General features: G+C 39.7%; 13 protein-coding genes. All 13 read right to left on the bottom strand.

The features are described from left to right. Positions 1–15: 15 nt before the first annotated feature. On the bottom strand, positions 16–624 hold the full coding sequence (locus Q4D72_RS04285) for a superoxide dismutase (RefSeq protein ID WP_303076275.1): 609 nt from the start codon (positions 622–624) through the stop codon (positions 16–18). A 165-nt stretch (positions 625–789) separates the two neighbouring features. Further along, complete coding sequence (locus tag Q4D72_RS04290; protein ID WP_303076278.1) at positions 790–2,751, bottom strand: pentapeptide repeat-containing protein; 1,962 nt, start codon at positions 2,749–2,751, stop codon at positions 790–792. 121 nt (positions 2,752–2,872) lie between these two features. Further along, positions 2,873–3,013 carry a hypothetical protein gene (locus Q4D72_RS04295; protein WP_303076280.1) on the bottom strand — a complete coding sequence of 47 codons (141 nt, stop codon included), beginning with the start codon at positions 3,011–3,013 and terminating at the stop codon, positions 2,873–2,875. Then, positions 2,994–3,488 (bottom strand): hypothetical protein, encoded by a 495-nt coding sequence (locus tag Q4D72_RS04300; RefSeq protein WP_303076282.1) that lies wholly within the window; start codon positions 3,486–3,488, stop codon positions 2,994–2,996. Before Q4D72_RS04300 ends, Q4D72_RS04295 begins: the two co-directional genes overlap by 20 nt. A 570-nt stretch (positions 3,489–4,058) precedes the next feature. Beyond that, entirely contained in the window at positions 4,059–6,539 is a 2,481-nt protein-coding gene (locus Q4D72_RS04305) for a DUF4982 domain-containing protein (protein ID WP_303076284.1), read from the bottom strand. An 11-nt stretch (positions 6,540–6,550) separates the two neighbouring features. Further along, positions 6,551–7,795: a hypothetical protein gene (locus Q4D72_RS04310; protein WP_303076286.1), complete on the bottom strand. Its 1,245-nt coding sequence runs from the start codon at positions 7,793–7,795 to the stop codon at positions 6,551–6,553. Positions 7,796–7,871: 76 nt separating this feature from the next. Beyond that, positions 7,872–9,080, bottom strand: coding sequence for a low temperature requirement protein A (locus Q4D72_RS04315; RefSeq protein ID WP_303076288.1), 1,209 nt, complete (start codon positions 9,078–9,080; stop codon positions 7,872–7,874). A 14-nt stretch (positions 9,081–9,094) separates the two neighbouring features. After that, complete coding sequence (locus Q4D72_RS04320) at positions 9,095–10,615, bottom strand: sulfatase (RefSeq protein ID WP_303076289.1); 1,521 nt, start codon at positions 10,613–10,615, stop codon at positions 9,095–9,097. Between the two features lie 27 nt (positions 10,616–10,642). Next, positions 10,643–11,413 carry an ABC transporter ATP-binding protein gene (locus Q4D72_RS04325; RefSeq protein ID WP_303076291.1) on the bottom strand — a complete coding sequence of 257 codons (771 nt, stop codon included), beginning with the start codon at positions 11,411–11,413 and terminating at the stop codon, positions 10,643–10,645. A gap of 26 nt (positions 11,414–11,439) precedes the next feature. Further along, the gene (locus tag Q4D72_RS04330) at positions 11,440–12,177 is read right to left on the bottom strand and encodes an ABC transporter permease (protein ID WP_303076293.1); all 738 of its coding nucleotides are present in this window, start codon (positions 12,175–12,177) and stop codon (positions 11,440–11,442) included. 330 nt (positions 12,178–12,507) lie between these two features. After that, complete coding sequence (gene lipB / locus Q4D72_RS04335; RefSeq protein ID WP_303076294.1) at positions 12,508–13,206, bottom strand: lipoyl(octanoyl) transferase LipB; 699 nt, start codon at positions 13,204–13,206, stop codon at positions 12,508–12,510. A gap of 15 nt (positions 13,207–13,221) precedes the next feature. Continuing rightward, the gene (locus Q4D72_RS04340; RefSeq protein WP_303076295.1) at positions 13,222–15,213 is read right to left on the bottom strand and encodes a putative porin; all 1,992 of its coding nucleotides are present in this window, start codon (positions 15,211–15,213) and stop codon (positions 13,222–13,224) included. A gap of 156 nt (positions 15,214–15,369) precedes the next feature. Then, complete coding sequence (locus tag Q4D72_RS04345; protein ID WP_303076296.1) at positions 15,370–16,122, bottom strand: DUF6261 family protein; 753 nt, start codon at positions 16,120–16,122, stop codon at positions 15,370–15,372. Positions 16,123–16,573: the final 451 nt, after the last annotated feature.

A 16,573-nucleotide genomic window follows, 5' to 3' on the forward strand; every position in this document is an offset into this window, starting at 1 on the left:
ATACAATGAAAATTTTTATTTGTTTTGAGCGTAAAGCTCGGCTACTTTCTCCCAGTTTACTACATTAAAGAACGCCTGAATGTAATCGGGGCGACGATTTTGATAGTTTAGGTAATAGGCGTGCTCCCAAACGTCTAATCCTAAAATCGGAAAGCCCTGGCAGCCAATCCCCGGCATCAACGGATTGTCTTGATTAGCCGTTGAGCATACTTCAAGTTTTCCGCCTTTGTGAACGCAAAGCCACGCCCAGCCCGAACCAAAACGCGTTGCCGCAGCTTTGGCAAAAGCCTCTTTAAAAGCGTCAAAACTCCCGAATGAAGCCGTAATGGCTTGCGCCAATTCTCCTTGCGGTTCGCCACCGCCACCGGGTTGCATCGTTTCCCAAAACAGATTGTGATTGTAAAAACCACCTCCGTTATTGCGCACAGCCATATTGTTCATATCCAAATTTTTAAGGATATCTTCGATAGTTTTTCCTTCCAAATTGGTGCCGGCAACGGCTGTATTTAGGTTGGTAGTGTAAGCATTGTGGTGCTTGGTATGATGAATTTCCATTGTGCGCGCATCAATATGCGGTTCCAAAGCATCATACGCATACGGTAATTTAGGTAATGTAAATGACATAGTGCTAATTTTTTTTAAGTTAGGCGACAAAAATAAGATAAAATTTTTAAAACTCAAACTAAAAATGACACTTACTAATGGAATTTAAGATTTAATAGACATCAGATTGTGATTTTTTACTCTTTGGATGCAATTAACTCCCTTTTACCTACTTAAAGCTCCTTCTTAGGAGGATTTACCATATTTACGGAAGGCTTGAATAGTCTGATAATATCCATAACCTATAAAAATACGACCTATAAATGCTATTATATATTGCCAACTACCCAATTCCTGTTCAAAAGGTTTAATATCGTTCCATTTAAGTGGGTTTAAAAGTTCTCCATAATATCTTAAAAACAATCCTATGCCTTCTGGTTCAAAATTAGGCTTTAATTTATGGCTAATAGGTATTAAGATTAATAAATAAGTTATCAATCCCACAATAAACGTAAAATTAACTCCTACCATCCAATTTGTTCCAAAGTCATTAGAGTTTTTATTGAACCATAATAAAACTCTATCTTTCTCTTGAAATATTATGACCATTAATATTGCAAAGAAAATCATAAATATAACTATTATCATAGAAAAAAAATCATCATCATTATGCAAAAGCAATTCATAAAATTGCTCTATTTGTATTTTTGTTAATGTAAAAGCTTTGAATATGCAATCATTATTGTAAGGAACTTTTGAATATAAGGGACTAAAAATAAGAAAAATGCAGAATAATAAAATTATTATAGGTATAAAATTATTTTCCTTGATGGGATTTTTAATATTTTTTCGATTAATGTAAAACTCTATATGTGTCCAAATAGTAAATAATACGATTAACCCCCAAAAAAAGTAATGATTTTTTAAAAATATATATAAACCTGCTAACAATAGAAGAACAGTGAAAAAAATGAAGTGATAACCTATATCTTTTTTCTGTCTCATATTACTTAAAAAGTTTAAACTTTTATCTAATGTAGACATAATATAATGAAAAACAAATAAACTTTTATGTATTGTGTTATTTAAAAAACGTGTAATATTCTTTATTTTTAACCAAATTTTATTTGAAGAAGGATGAGAAGGATTATAGCTTTCTCTTATTTCTTTTCTTTTCATTTTTAGCTCCTCCCTATAAACATCCATCTCCTTTTTGTAAAATTCAAGTCCCTCTATACGATTATCTTCTTTATAAAAAGAATTTTTAATGATACGATAACTCTCTCGTATTTTAGCATATACGGAAGGTTCTACTTTATTATTGTTAAAATCATTGATATATTTTTCATATTGAGATAAATTTTCATCTCCTTCTATCTTCATATTCCAAAAACGAAGATTACAATAATGAAAATTACTACGAGAAATGTCCAAACATTTTTTAAAAGTGGCTCCTTCAAATGTAATAAAAATATTAGAGGATGCTTTACAATATAAAAATTGAGCTTCTTGCTCAAAAATAGCATTTGAAAAAATAGCTTTATCTAAAAAACTTATATTATAAAAGAGAATTTCTTTTTTAAAGATTACGGCTGAAAAATCTATAATATTTTCAAATTTACTATGATTAAAATTAGCTTCAGAATAAAACTGCGCTTCTATGAAACAAGCTAATGATGAAAACTTAACTTTCCGAAACTTGGCTGAATGCTGAAAATGAGTTTTCATAAAATATACCGAAGAAAAAAAATGAGTATTTTCAAAATTAGCTACATAAAAAAACTTAGCATTCCAAAATCTGGCTGTTAAAGAAAAATGACTTTGTTTAAAATCACCCCCTTTTTTAAATATACTATCTATAAAAAAAACTTCTTTTTCAAATTTGACTTTTGAAAAATTAACTTTTTCTTTAAAAATACAATCAGAAAAATCAACTGTTTCTTTAAAAATACAATTGGAAAAATTCACTGGATTATTGATTTCTCCTCTAAATTTAATATTTTCAGTGAAGACAAATGTATGGTTAAAAAAATTTACCCTATTTGCCAGATTATAGAAACCAGATTTAGAACCATCCCATTTAGTAGGAAAGTTAAGTATATCAAATAAAGTTTCATCTTCTGGTAAATTATGCAACCAAACTTCATCTTTTCCCGTTTCAGGATTTTTTTCTATTTTTTGGATATATTTATCTAAATCACTATTCATAAAAATTAATTTTTACCTAACTTAAAACCATCTTTTACCCACTAATAACCCCCTCTGAGCGGGTTATATCCTAAAAAAACCTACTTTTAATCTAAAAAAAGGTACTTTTAACCTGCTTTTATCAGATTAAAAGTACCTTTAAGCGCTCAATAACCACCTTAAAGCGGGTTTTTACCAGCTTTGGGCGAGTAATAACCCGCTCGGAGCAGGTTATTACTACCTCTGTGGTGGTTTCTACTGCCTTATTGGACAGTAGGTTCATCTTTATCCTTCTTCTTGGAAGCTCGTCGCCCGGGGAATTGCACTTTTAGGTCGTCGTAAACCGTTCTGGCATTGGGTGCGTTAGTCTGTGCCATTGCTTTTACGCCCTTGTAAAACGTAATGGCGTTGTGATAGAGGTCGCTACCCAGCAAAAGTGCGGTGTCGTCCACGCGTGCGGCAATCGCTTGCAATCGCAAAAGTCGCGGAAGGAGCGCCTGACGGGCTACAAAGTCACGGTTGAACTCCTCCGTATCAATATGTCGCAACACCAAATCGGGGTATTGCGTCATAAAGGTTTTTACACGTAAAATCCAATCTTCCGTTTTTTTGCCCACACGGGCGTGCTCCATACGCTCTTCGGCAGTAAGGTTGATAAATTTGCTTTTTACAAGCTCTTCAAGCTGTAAAAGCAAGTTGTCCATTCGGTCAAGTTCCTCCTGACTGAATACTACACTGATAAAATTCTCCTTTGACATATTGAAAGTTTTTTAAGAATTACTAAAAATTGATTAAAACCTCCATAAAGGAAATTCATTAGCCAAACTAAGATAGTTTGTTGTACTAATTCCCCCTTTGAAGGGTGTGAGTGAAAGCGAGGAAGTGATAAAGGGGTGTAAAACCAAAGAAAATATCCTCTGCGCTTCCCTACATACTCAGCTCTCGCTGACTACCTCCCTCAAAGGAGGCTTATAACTAACCACCTTTGGCAAAGTTCCAAACTTTGCCAAAGGTTTTTGGGACTCATAGATGCCCCAAATGTACAAAATAATTCTTTTAAAAGCAAAATTTATTTATAAAATACTGCCAAAAACATAAAAATCCCACAGATTACACCCATTTTTACAGCAGAAAAAGAAAAAATCTGTGAATGTTGGTGTAATCTGTGGGATAGTTGTTTTATAAAAAGTACAGTTACCTCTGTATAATTTGCCTTTTTATATAATCAACCACCTTTGGCAAAGTTCCAAACTTTGCCAAAGGTGGTTGGGGGTCATATAACGAACTGTAATCCGGATAGTTATTTTATAAAAGGTAATTCGCTTGTGTTATTTCTCGGTCTTTACCTTAATTACGCTACTTTGCAGCCCGTTGCTTTTCGCCTCGAAGGTAATTTCGCCTGCTTTTTCAGACGCTTGTACGATGGCTACCAACTTTCCGTTAAAAAGTTGCATCTTTGGCAGATGAAACTGCTCCGTTGAAGTGGCATCACCGTTGGCGGCGGCTCGGTAGGTGCCTGCTCCGCTTACTTTAAAATGAATCTGCATTTGGGCTGTGGGACAAACATTTCCGTCTTTGTCGATGGCTTCCACCGTGATGAACGAGAGGTCTTTTCCGTCGGCTTTGATGGTGCCTCTGTCGGCGGTGAGGCGTAGCGAATGCGGTTTTCCGGCGGTTCGCATCACTTTTTCGGCAACAGCCTTCCCGTCTTTGTCATACGCCACGACTTTCACCTCGCCTTTTTCGTACTTGGTGTCCATCCACATCAGGCGGTAACGCTTCTGACGTTCAAACGATTGCTGTGCTTCGGGCGTATAACTTCCATCAAGCGGAATGCTTAAATCCTTGCTGCGCTTTCCTTGGCTTTTGCCGTTGATGAAAACTTCTGCCGAAGGGTAATTCGTATAGACAAAAATAGGAGTTACCTGCCCTTCGCGCCCTTCCCAGTTCCAATGCGGAAGCACGTGCAGGGTCTCGGCATTTTTATTCCAATGGCTTCGATATAAATAGAATCGGTCTTTCGGAAGTCCCGCCAAATCCACCGCCCCGAAGTACGAACTGTGCGCCGGCCACTCCACATAATAAGGTGTCGGTTCGCCCAAGTAATCAAATCCCGTCCAGATAAACTCGCCGATGGTGTAGGGGAGGTCTTCGTGCTGAATCCAGTCGTCCTCCGGAAGGTTCGACCAACCGCAATGCTCCACATCGTACGATGAGGTTTGCTGGTCATCATATTTCGGCATTGATTTTCGTTCCACAGGGAATTTGTAAACGCCTCGTGAGCTGATAGTTGATGCCGTTTCGCTTCCTAAAATAAGCTGTTGCGGCAATTGTGCGTAGGCTTCTTGATATTTAAACGGACGATAGTTGAAGCCTGCCACTTGCATCGTCGCTGCCATATTGTTTTTGTATACGTGGTCGGGTCTGTCCATTCCGTTGGAAACAGGGCGCGTGCCATCGTGCCGGGTGATAATGTCTTGCAACCAACGCGCCACTTTCGCTCCTTCCAAAACGCTTTGCTCTTCCACCTCATTTCCGATGAACCACATCACCACGCTCGGGTTATTGCGGAAATGACGCACCAAATTGGTCAAATCCTTTTCCGCCCAATCGTTAAAATAACGATTGTAGCCGTTTTCAACCTTCGGGATAGCCCATTCGTCGAAACTTTCAAGGGCGAGCATCATTCCCATTTCGTCCGCAATACGCACATATTCAGGTGCCGGCATATTGTGAGCGGTGCGAATGGCGTTCACGCCCATATCTTGCAGGATTCTGATTTGTCGGCGGATGGCAGCCTCATTAACCGCCGCCCCGATAGCCCCCAAATCGTGGTGCATACAAACCCCTTGGAATTTGATTTTGCGTCCGTTGAGGTAAAAACCGTCGTTGGGTTTCACTTCGATGCTTCGGATGCCGAAGGTGGTGGTTTCGGTGTCTTTCAGCGTGCCGTTTTCGTAGATTTTGGTAACGGCTTTGTACAAATTAGGTTGCTCGATGTCCCATAAAAGCGGATTTTTTACGTAAATTTCTTGTTTGAAGCTGTTGTTTGTAATAAAATCGTTGTGTTTTTTTCTGTCGGAAGCGATTTTTTCGCCCTTTGGATTGAAAATATCGGTCTCGACCTCGATTTGAGCAATATTTTGGGTCTCAATTTCGGTTTTTATATCGATTTTAGCGAAATTTTTCTCGATTTGAGGCGTAGTTAGCTGAATTCCCCATATCGGAATGTGGGTTTTGTTCTTCACAATCACGTGAACGTTGCGATACAACCCCGCCCCGGGATACCAGCGCGATTGTTGGGTCAGGTTTTCAAGCCGAACCGCCAAGGTGTTGTTTTTGGCTTTCACAAAAGGCGTAACATCCAAGAAGAAGGTGTTGTAGCCGTGGTGCCACGCGCCCGCTTTTTGCCCGTTTACGAACACTTCGGGGTTGGACATTGCTCCGTCAAACTTGATGAAGACTTTTTTGTCACTGCCGAAATCCGCTACGTCAAACGAAGTTCGATACCAGCCCACGCCCACGAACGGAAGTCCGCCCGTACGACCCGAATGTTCGATGGGAGCGACCTGCCCGTCCTGTTTGATGGCGGTGCGTTGCACGTCGTTTTCAATGTCAAACGGTCCATAGATTGCCCAGTCGTGCGGCACGGTTACGTTTTGCCACTTTTTGTCATTCACGGACGTTTGCGAGAAGTTTTTTTTGTCTTCACGCGTGAATTTCCAGTTTTTTTCCAGCGTTTGTGAGGTTTGTGCTATGCTTAGCGAGCACATTCCCAGTAAAATAGTTGATAAAAATATGTTTTTCATTATATAAAAAATTAATCTCGTATTCTTTTATAACTTTTCAGGACAAATTGCCCTTTCGGATTGATTTGATAGCTTGTGCGTATTAAATTTGCAGGGGAATTATTCTCAATTGCAATTAAATTTTTGTCTAAAACGAGTTGTATCGTGATGTCATTGCTGTTGTTTTTTTCGTAACCAATTTCCAAATAGTCAATGATTTGTCCGTTTTTGTCTAAATTAAAAAGCACTTTGACAAGCTCGTCTTGGTCTCGCTCAAAAGCCACCATAACCGACGTGAATTTATCCGAAAAAGGCACGGAATATAGCTTTCTAAAATCCGTTGCATCAGGGTATAAGCCGGCGAGTAGGCGCTTGGCGCGAGTTTTATCCAATACCGCTGACGACTGATAGCTGTCAATGATTGATTTTTCTTTTTTAGGGAAGGAAATCGGTTGGAAATCAGACCAATTAAGTAGGTTTTCGGCAGGTTTTAAGGTGATTTTGTAATAGGTGCATAGCGGTTTTTCGTCGTCATAACCATCTATATGCGAAACATATAGCGTATTTTCGTCCGTCCAAAAAGCATCTTTTACGATACAAAGCCACTTATCGATTTTTTTCTCAAAAATTTTTACCAAATCAATGGTTCGTATCCATTCATTATTTTTGTATTGCTGGATAAAATAGGCTAAACATTCCTGCCCGCCAAAATAGGCGTTCAACCGATTTTTCTTTTGGGGGCTATGCACGATATATTCCGGATTTCCGGCAAGTTCCGTTTCTTTTCCGTTAGTGAGGTTGAGGCTGTAATCAGAGGTATGCCCGCCTTCAAAAAGCAAAATGTCTTCGGTGGGGTAGTAGGCAACAAATCCGATGTAGCACAACATATCATCGCTTTCTTCAAAGTTTGTGCCGTTGCGAAATTTAATCTTTGTGGGGAATTGCTCTTCCGAATCATCCCCTCGGAAGGTAACGATGCCTTCCAAAATTTTTTTAGCTTCTTGAAAATTAGTGATTTTAGGGATAGAATCGTGCTTTGGTGCTTTTTTTTGTGCGGAAATAAATTCTTTTTCGCTAATTTGTTGAATCTCAATAGGGTATTCATCATTTAGAAAAGAAGCAACAGCCTCATTATCGGGAGTTGTGTTATCGTATTGATTTTCAACGATTTCCAACGAGTCGTTTTCTTGAATAATAGGGTCGTTTTCTTGGTTCTTCTTTTGAAAAGAATTGCAAGAATAAAGCAAAAAAGCGGTAATAAAAAAAATGTATTTCATACACTGGGAATTTATTTTTAATCGCCCCCAAAGGTAGTGGTTATTTTCGAGTTACGAAATTTTAGTGCAACTGTTTTTAATGACTCTTCGACGTGGTTTTTCCGTATAAAAGAATCATTAAAATAGGTGAAAGCAAACCAAGCCAAACCGTATAAGTGGCTGAAAGTCCCGTTTCAATGGCTATCATACACAAAATCGGGGAGAGGAATACCAAAAGTAAGCCCATATAGTTTTGTCGGGAGCCACCCATTGTTAAAATACGGATAACCGCTACGAAAAATAAATAAATGCTGGTTGTTACGGATAATATTCGCAGTGCATAGAGCATCGTTACTTGATGTTGCCCTTCAATTGCAGGCTCAAAGGCATCACCCACCAGCGAAACTCCCACACCGATAGACGCCAATGAAGCAAAAATAAAGAAATGCAAATAAGCAAAAAAGAATGACGACCTTTTAGAATGCTTTAAGTGTTGGTTGTTCACTTCCTGTTCCAAAACGTGAGCGTAAGGTTGGTTAAAATACAGCCACCATAGCACAAAAATCAAAGCGATTACCCCCGTACCGATGAAAAAGATTTGATAAAGCCCGTCTTCCAATGCCAAAACATTCTTAATGGTATTGGAAACGCCCAATAATCCTTCCCCCAAAACGATGATAACCAAAAGTCCGTAACGTTCAGCAATGTGATGCGGATGCCAAGGGGTTCTTCCTGCCAAAAGCGGAACCAAAAGTTCACAAAACATCAAAACAACTACCGAAATCAGCGCAAAACTTTCCTGCGGAGCCAAAATATATCGTAAAATCCATAATATTTGTACCAAAATGATACCTACTGCATACCGCAAACACACATTTCGGTACTGTGGATTGCTTCGTGCCGCCCGTATCCATTGTAAAGCCATCGCTACCCGCATAATGGCATAGCCCACAACCACGATAAACATATCGGGAACTTCCTTGAAAAGGTCGGGAATGCCAATTGCCATTATGATAGCTCCGAACATCTGTAACATTGTGTAAATTCGGTAGATAGTATCATCATTATCAAAAGCGGAAGCAAACCAAGTGTAGTTCATCCAGCCCCACCAGATGGAAAAAAACGCTATACCGAAGTTAAGCAAACCTGCCGATATGTGATGTTCGGCAAAAGAATGATGTAATCCACCTGCGGCTGATGCAATAGCGATGACGAAGACCAAATCAAAGAACAGTTCCAGCGGTGTGGCTACCCTATGCGCTTCGGAAACATCCCGTCCGGTCATTTTTCGTATAAATTTATTCATTTTTTGCTTTTTGATTAATTTATTTTGTGTAGAACTTCTTGTGCGGTGGTGTCATCAAGTTTGTCAATTTCTTTTTCCAAGAGTTTTTTCATTTTTTTGATGATTTTTTTGCTTGACGGAAGCTTGTAAATGTTGTGCATTTCACGAGGGTCGGTTTTCAAATCAAAAAGTTCCCAACCGTTGTGGCGCTTGTAGTACCGAATGAGTTTATAGCGTTTATTTTTAATGCCGAAGTGCGGTGAAACAGCGTGCTCTCCGTTTTCATAATAGTGATAATAGACGCTGTTACGGGTTTCTTTGCGCGGTTTTTTCAGTATCGGGAAGAACGAAACACCCTGCATATCAGTAGGTACAGGTATGCCGGCGGCTTCCAGCAGGGTAGGGGCAATGTCCACATTCATTACAAAACTTTCAGTCGTTTGTTTGGGCTGAATCACTTTTGGAAAGCGGGCAATCATCGGCGTGCGGAATGATTCTTCATACATCCAGCGCTTGTCATACCAACCGTGTTCACCCATATAAAACCCTTGGTCAGAAAGATAAATCACGATGGTGTTATCGGTAAGTTGCTTTCGGTCTAAATAATCCAACATTCGCCCGATGTTGCGGTCAAGTGAGAGCACCGTGGCGTAATAATCACGCATATAACGTTGAAACTTCCACTCGGTGAGGGCTTTGCCTGTTAGTTTTTTGTTCTCTAATTCGTTTTGAATGGGTGTGTAAAAGTTGCGGTAGGCGGCAAGCTGTTCGGGGGTCATTCGGCTGAAATTATGGTCGGCTTCCTGCCCTTCGCCAAAAAACATTTTCAGGTCATAGCCCATTTGCAAATCTTTGGCAATTGACATTTCTTGCATAGCTGCCGCAGTACGCCCCTGATAATCATCATAAAAATTATCCGGAAGCGGGAAGGAAACGTGTTCAAACTTTCCTAAATCCTGCACGTCGGGCATCCAAGTGCGGTGGGTGGCTTTATGCCCGAGAATCAGGCAGAAAGGTTTCTCGGGGTTGCGATTGTCCAACCACTTTTCGGCTTCGTTTTGAACAATGTCCGATTCATAACCCATTTCGCGAACCACTTTTCCGCCTTCGATAATAAAATCAGGATTGAAATAATGTCCCTGTTCCACTAAAATCTTGAAAAAGTCAAAGCCTTTCGGGTCTTTCCCCAAGTGATATTTTCCTATCCAAGCGGTTTGGTAGCCGTTGTTTTGCAACAGATTAACAAACTGCTGTTGATTGGAGTTGTAATGAGAAGTTTCGTTGTCGGTAAAGCCGTTTTTGTGACTAAATTTCCCGGTGAGGATACACGCACGGCTGGGACCGCAGATGGAATTTGCCACGTAGGCTTTGTTAAAGGTCAGCCCTTGGTCGGCTAATTTATCAATGTTTGGGGTGTACGAAGTTTTTTCTTTGTTGTATGCCCCGATGGACTGAAACGAGTGGTCGTCCGAGATAATCAGCACGATATTGGGTTGGCGCTGTGCATAATTCAATAGGCTGATTAGGAAAGTGAGTATCAATAAACTATTTTTCATTGTTATCAAATATTACTTTGTTTTGCTTCAAGATTGTTTTTCGCTCAAATGGGCTTTACGCACCTTTTTAAATAACTCTGATGAATATACAAAATCCGTAACGGCTTCGTTATCCGTCTCAAAAATAGTGTCTTTCGAGCCTTCCCACTCTTTATATCCGTTTTTCAGAAAGACAATCTTTGCCCCGATTTCCATTACCGAGTTCATATCGTGGGTGTTGATAACGGTGGTGATGTTAAACTCTTCGGTAATTTCTTTAATGAGGTTGTCAATCACGATGGAAGTCTTTGGGTCAAGCCCCGAGTTGGGTTCGTCGCAAAATAAAAAGTTAGGGCGGTTCACGATAGCCCGCGCAATGGCCACGCGCTTTTGCATCCCGCCGGATATCTCTGAGGGCAACTTGTTTTCGGCATTGATTAAATTCACGCGACTGAGCACCATATCGGCGCGCTCACGGATTTCTTCAGGGGTTTTGTTTGAAAACATCTGCAACGGAAACATCACGTTTTCAAGCACTGTCATTGAATCAAACAGTGCACTTCCTTGAAACACCATTCCCATTTTTTGCCGCAGTTTGGTGCGTTCATCGCGCTTCATTGTGGCATAGCTCACTCCGTCATAAATAATATTCCCTTCATCGGGGATGAACAGCCCCAAGAGTGATTTTAAAAAAACGGTTTTTCCCGACCCGCTTTGCCCTATGATGAGGTTGGTTTTTCCTTTCTCAAAGATGGTTGAAATCCCTTTTAAAACAGGAACGCCATCAAACGATTTATGTAAATTTTCTACTTGAATCATCTTTTTTTGAAGTGCTGTTTAGGTTATTAGGCATAAAATAATTGTGTAATTACTGAGTTGGACAGGATAATTACGATACTGGTCCATACAAATGAAGTGGTGCTTGCCTTCCCAACATCCAAAGCGCCTCCCTTCATAAAATAGCCGTGATAAGCGGGGATTGTAGCCAAGAAAAACGCAAAAACAATCGTTTTGGTGAAGGCGTAAATCAAGCTGTATACTTTGAAATCCATCTGAACCCCTTGTACAAATTCGCTCGATGTGGTGTAGCCACTAACCACCGCCGATGCCCAACCGCCTAAAATACCTAAGTACATACCCATCGCAATTAAGAAAGGAAGCAATAATAAGGCTATTATCTTAGGGAAAACCAGATAATTAAGTGAATTAACACCCATCATATCAAGGGCATCAATCTGCTCGGTAACCCGCATTGTGCCGATGCTCGACGTGATGAACGAACCTACTTTTCCGGCCAAAATAATCGCCACAAAAGTAGGGGCAAATTCCAAAATGATGGACTGCCGGGTGGCAAAACCGATTAAGTATTTCGGAATAAAAGGATTATCAATATTTAAAGCCGTTTGAACCGAAACAACCCCGCCGACAAAGAACGAGATAAACGCAACGATGCCGATAGAGCCAAAAATCAAATCGTCAATCTCCCTGAGAATCAAATTCTTCATAATGCCCCAGTGGGTCGGCTTGCGAAATGTGTTGTAGAGCATAATAAAATACCCACCAATGGCTGCAATGTGTTTCATATAAAAATAGTATGCTAACTAACCAAATGCCTATTGAAAAGAACAATTGGCAAAATGGTTCTTAATTAATTATGGGCAAAAGTAGTAAAAAAAATAGCTCCGTCAAAATTAATGTTTTTGTATGGCAAACAAAGCCCGAAAATCGGTTTTTTTCTTAATGGAGTGAAATATAAAGCGCTTATTATCAATGTTGTTTCTCCAAAGGATAAAAACGATGCGCCGGCAATGACGCCCAATTTCTTTTTTCGGTTGTAAAACATAAAACGATTTGCCCTGCCGAGAAACACTGTGTTTTAAGCGTTGTTATTTTTAGAAAATCTTTTCGGAAAGCTAAATGAATTCAACTTCAAAAAGCGCTTTGAAGTGCCTCATTATCTTTTCTTTAACCTCTTCCATCGGTATTTCTTTCTTGCCTAATTCCACATTGAGCGAAGTTACTGCCTTGCCCCGTATCCCACACGGAATAATATTATCAAAATAACCCAAATCGGCATTGACATTCAGCGCAAAACCGTGCATCGTTACCCATCGCGAACTTCTAACCCCCATAGCACATATCTTACGTGCAAAGGGTGTGCCTACATCAATCCATACGCCGGTTTCACCTTCGCTTCGGGTGGCTTCAATGCCGTATTCCTTCAAAGTGAGAATGATAACTTCTTCCAGAAAACGGAGGTATTTGTGAATGTCGGTAAAAAAGTTATCTAAATCCAAGATGGGATAGCCCACTAATTGCCCCGGTCCGTGGTAGGTAATGTCGCCGCCCCGATTGATTTTATAGAAGGTAGCTCCCTTATCTTTAAGGGTTTGCTCGCTGATGAGTAGGTTTGAAATATCGCCGCTCTTGCCCAGCGTGTACACGTGCGGGTGCTCCACAAAAAGCAAGTAATTAGGCGTGGGGTTGTTGGTGGCTTCGTGCCTGTTTTTTTGCTTGATATCGATAACGGATTGGAACAAATTTTCTTGATAGTCCCAAACGGCTTTGTAATCTTTCAGTCCTAAATCTTTGAAAATGACTTGCTTGTTCATAACTGTTTTGTTTGTTTACGAAAATAAATGCCACGAAATGCCCAATCGGATAAGTATGTCGCGATAGGGTTGATTTGGAGCGGAATAATAGTTATAGTACTGTTTGTTAAACAGCCAATTGATGTCCATCACATACGGGTTGAAATGCTCTATGCCCAAATAAATACGCATCGTGCGCACCTTGGCATTCAAAAAGAAATCAAACATCGGGAAGCCTCCCGTTTTTACTTCATTTTGCGATTCAAATTCTGCCAGCAACGGATTGTATCGGTTTGAGTAATAGCGTGTAAAGTAATTAAACCCGATGCCCGTTTCCAAATACATCGCCTTGTTGAACATCGGCGTGGCGAGGTACAAGGCATTGCGGGTGATGAAAGTCGGCACATTAAGCACCTGCTCATTCTGCGCAACGCTTTGATATTGTAAGGTGTTGTCCAGCCTGAATTTCCCGAAGGCAAATTCTTTTTGTAATTTGAGTTTTAAGTATTGAATAGTGCCCGAATGCTGGCGTGGCAGCGACTGTCCGCGCCCGTCGGCAGTGGCGGGCGGTTGTACGGCAAAGTAGGTGTAATTAATCAGGTTGGTTAAACTTGCCGAAACACTGCCCCACCGGGTGGTGAGGTTACCGTACAGCGTTTGTGTGTGTTGCTTGTTAAACTCACTGATATTGTTCCAATTATAATTTTTATAATCACTTTGATAGAGTAAAAAATTGAAATTTGGCATAGCCGAATGAATATCTATTCCGGCTTGGATATGATTTTTTTCATTGAAGACATACGCCAATTTTCCGTTGAGTTTCGTGCCCGTAATGCTGCCCACAAAGGTCTGTTCGCCTTGCGCATCGATTGAAAATCCGCCTATTTTTTTATGCCATTGAAGTGCCAAACTCAGCTCGGTAGCTTTAATCTGATGCGGTTGCAAAACACCTGCCCGATAGAAGGCATTCCTAAAAAAGTAGTTATAAAAGTAAGCATTTCCGTAAACAAACGTACGCCCTAGATAAGGCAATTCAAGCTCGGCGCCGGCTGTGTTCACCATCTTTTGAAGTTGCATATAATCAGCGATGTTTGTCGTTACGTAGGCATCGCCAAAAAACGCGTTGGGGCTGTTTTGTGAAAATTTGTAATATTCGGTTTCATACAAAAATCGATGTCTGAACCGAATCTGTTTATATGAAGCCAACGAATCGCGATTGCGCAAAAAAGCATAGTCTTGCTGCACAAAATAACGCTTGCTCTCCCGCAGATTATCGGCGTCAGAAAGAAAAACGTCCATTACGGCTCGGTTTTTAAACTGGTCATCACCCGACTCAAATTGTTCAGGCGAGGTAATCCCCCCATTTTCTTGGCTTTCAGTATCGTTACCTGCATAGTGCGCAAAAACAACGTATTTTTTGTTGGGCGACATATACGAAAAACCAAGGCGTAAATTGCCATTGCTAACCAAAATCCGTTGGTAATTTCCAAGCGATCGAAGCCCCTTATAGGCGATGAATAAGTTCAATCGCGGATTTAAATTTACCGAAAAGAGCGTGTTGAGCATTTGCCCTTGCTCCATTCCGGTTTTGTACGTAAACTGCGTTAATGGGGTAGGTAACAAATAATAATGTATCTGCTCGGGGGTCAAATAAAACTGATTTTTTGCCGTGGCACCCATCGATGGCAGGTAACTGCGGTTTGCAAAATCATAAACCATTGTGTTATACGGCTGACCCATATTCGAAAAAGGCATTTTTCCGAATAAATCCTCCCCCCAAGCATTGCTTTTGTAATAGGTTTGAATGGTTAGGGTGGTGTCCACCGAGGTGGTATCTCGCAGGTGCGAAATCAGTTTGTAGTCCTTTGCCGTAAAAGTGATGCTGTCTTTTTTCTTTTTAGTTCGCATTGATTTAAAAGAAATACCCCCGCTTGGAGCTTCATCATCAGTCTGTTGAGCCAGCAATCCCAAAGGAAAGCACAGCCACAGCAACATACATATATAAAGATGAATTTTTATGCGTGTCATCAATTCTTATTTTTAAAAAATTAAAGGTGTTTGCCGCTTTCTTTTTTTAGCGTGAAAAACTGCCCGTAAACAAACTGAATGTCTTTTTAAATATGTTGTTTACAAGCAGTTATCAAAAATGAAAATACAATCAACTACCTTTTTTAAATTCCGTTATTAATCAATTAACGGGGTTATTTTTTTGCTTGATGTAACCAGTGCCAAACGCTGTTTGTTTATCGCCATAATTTCCTCAATCACACGATTTAACCGATTTATAAAATTGGTGCTTTCATCGGTTGGGTGAATGATGTTCATTGCATAGGCACAGGTTGTAAAATGCTTGTACAAAGCGCTGATTTCATTACGCAATTTTTGGGCGCTGGGCAATTTGTTACTCATTCGGTTATCTGAACGATTGCTGACCAATTTTTGAAATTCTTGGTTACATTCTGCCAAGGCTTCAAGCGTATTTTCAATGCCCAAGGTGGCTACGTGCATTTTATTTTCGGGCTTGTTCAAATCGATAAGTAATCCCTTGACTGAATGGGTTTTCTGACGAATGGGCGACTTTTGAATGCCCAGATAATTCTTCGATTCGTTGTAAAGCGCCGTAGCGGCATCGCTTCGTTTTTTGTTGATGTTATTTTTCTCGACCCGCAAGAGTGAAAATAAGAAAACCAGCAATTTATTTCGTTGTTTGTCAAGCTCGGCTATGGAGTTGGTTTCTTTGCTAGTACGCGCTCTTCGGATAACATCTGAAAGCAAACTCAATCGCTCTTTCAGCTGATTGAAATCCTCTTCTTTTATGAAAATTTTTTCAAGCGGCGTGTCGCCAAGTAAGCCAACAACTTCCGTGATAAATTGAGCATACTCATCATTGTTAAGTTGCCCTAATTTAATTCCTTTGATTTCTAAAATACTTTCCATATTAATTTAGGTTTTGATATAATTAAACTTTTTTACATAGGCAAATGTACGATAATTTTTTACATCAAGCAAGTTTTTTAATAGTACTTTAACATAAAACTGCTTATTTTTCTTTTTTAACCAACTTTTTAAGTTTATTTTTTAAGAAAGAAACCTACTTTTAGACTTGAAATAAAAGTTTTTCTGCAACCTTTGTCAAAATTCCAAACTTTGACAAAGGTAAAATATTGTTTCTGACTTTTATTTCATCTGCTGATTAAAATTGTTTTGCAACATTCATTAAAATTCCAAACTTTGACAAAGGTAAAATATTGTTTCTAACTTTTCTTTCATCTGCTGATTAAAATTGTTTTGTAACATTCATTAAAATTCCAAACTTTGATAAAGGTAAAATATTGTTTCTGATGTTTCTTTCATCTGCTGATGAAAATTACCCTGAAATCTTTGTCAA

Source organism: Capnocytophaga sp., from assembly GCF_030532915.1.
GTDB lineage: Bacteria > Bacteroidota > Bacteroidia > Flavobacteriales > Flavobacteriaceae > Capnocytophaga.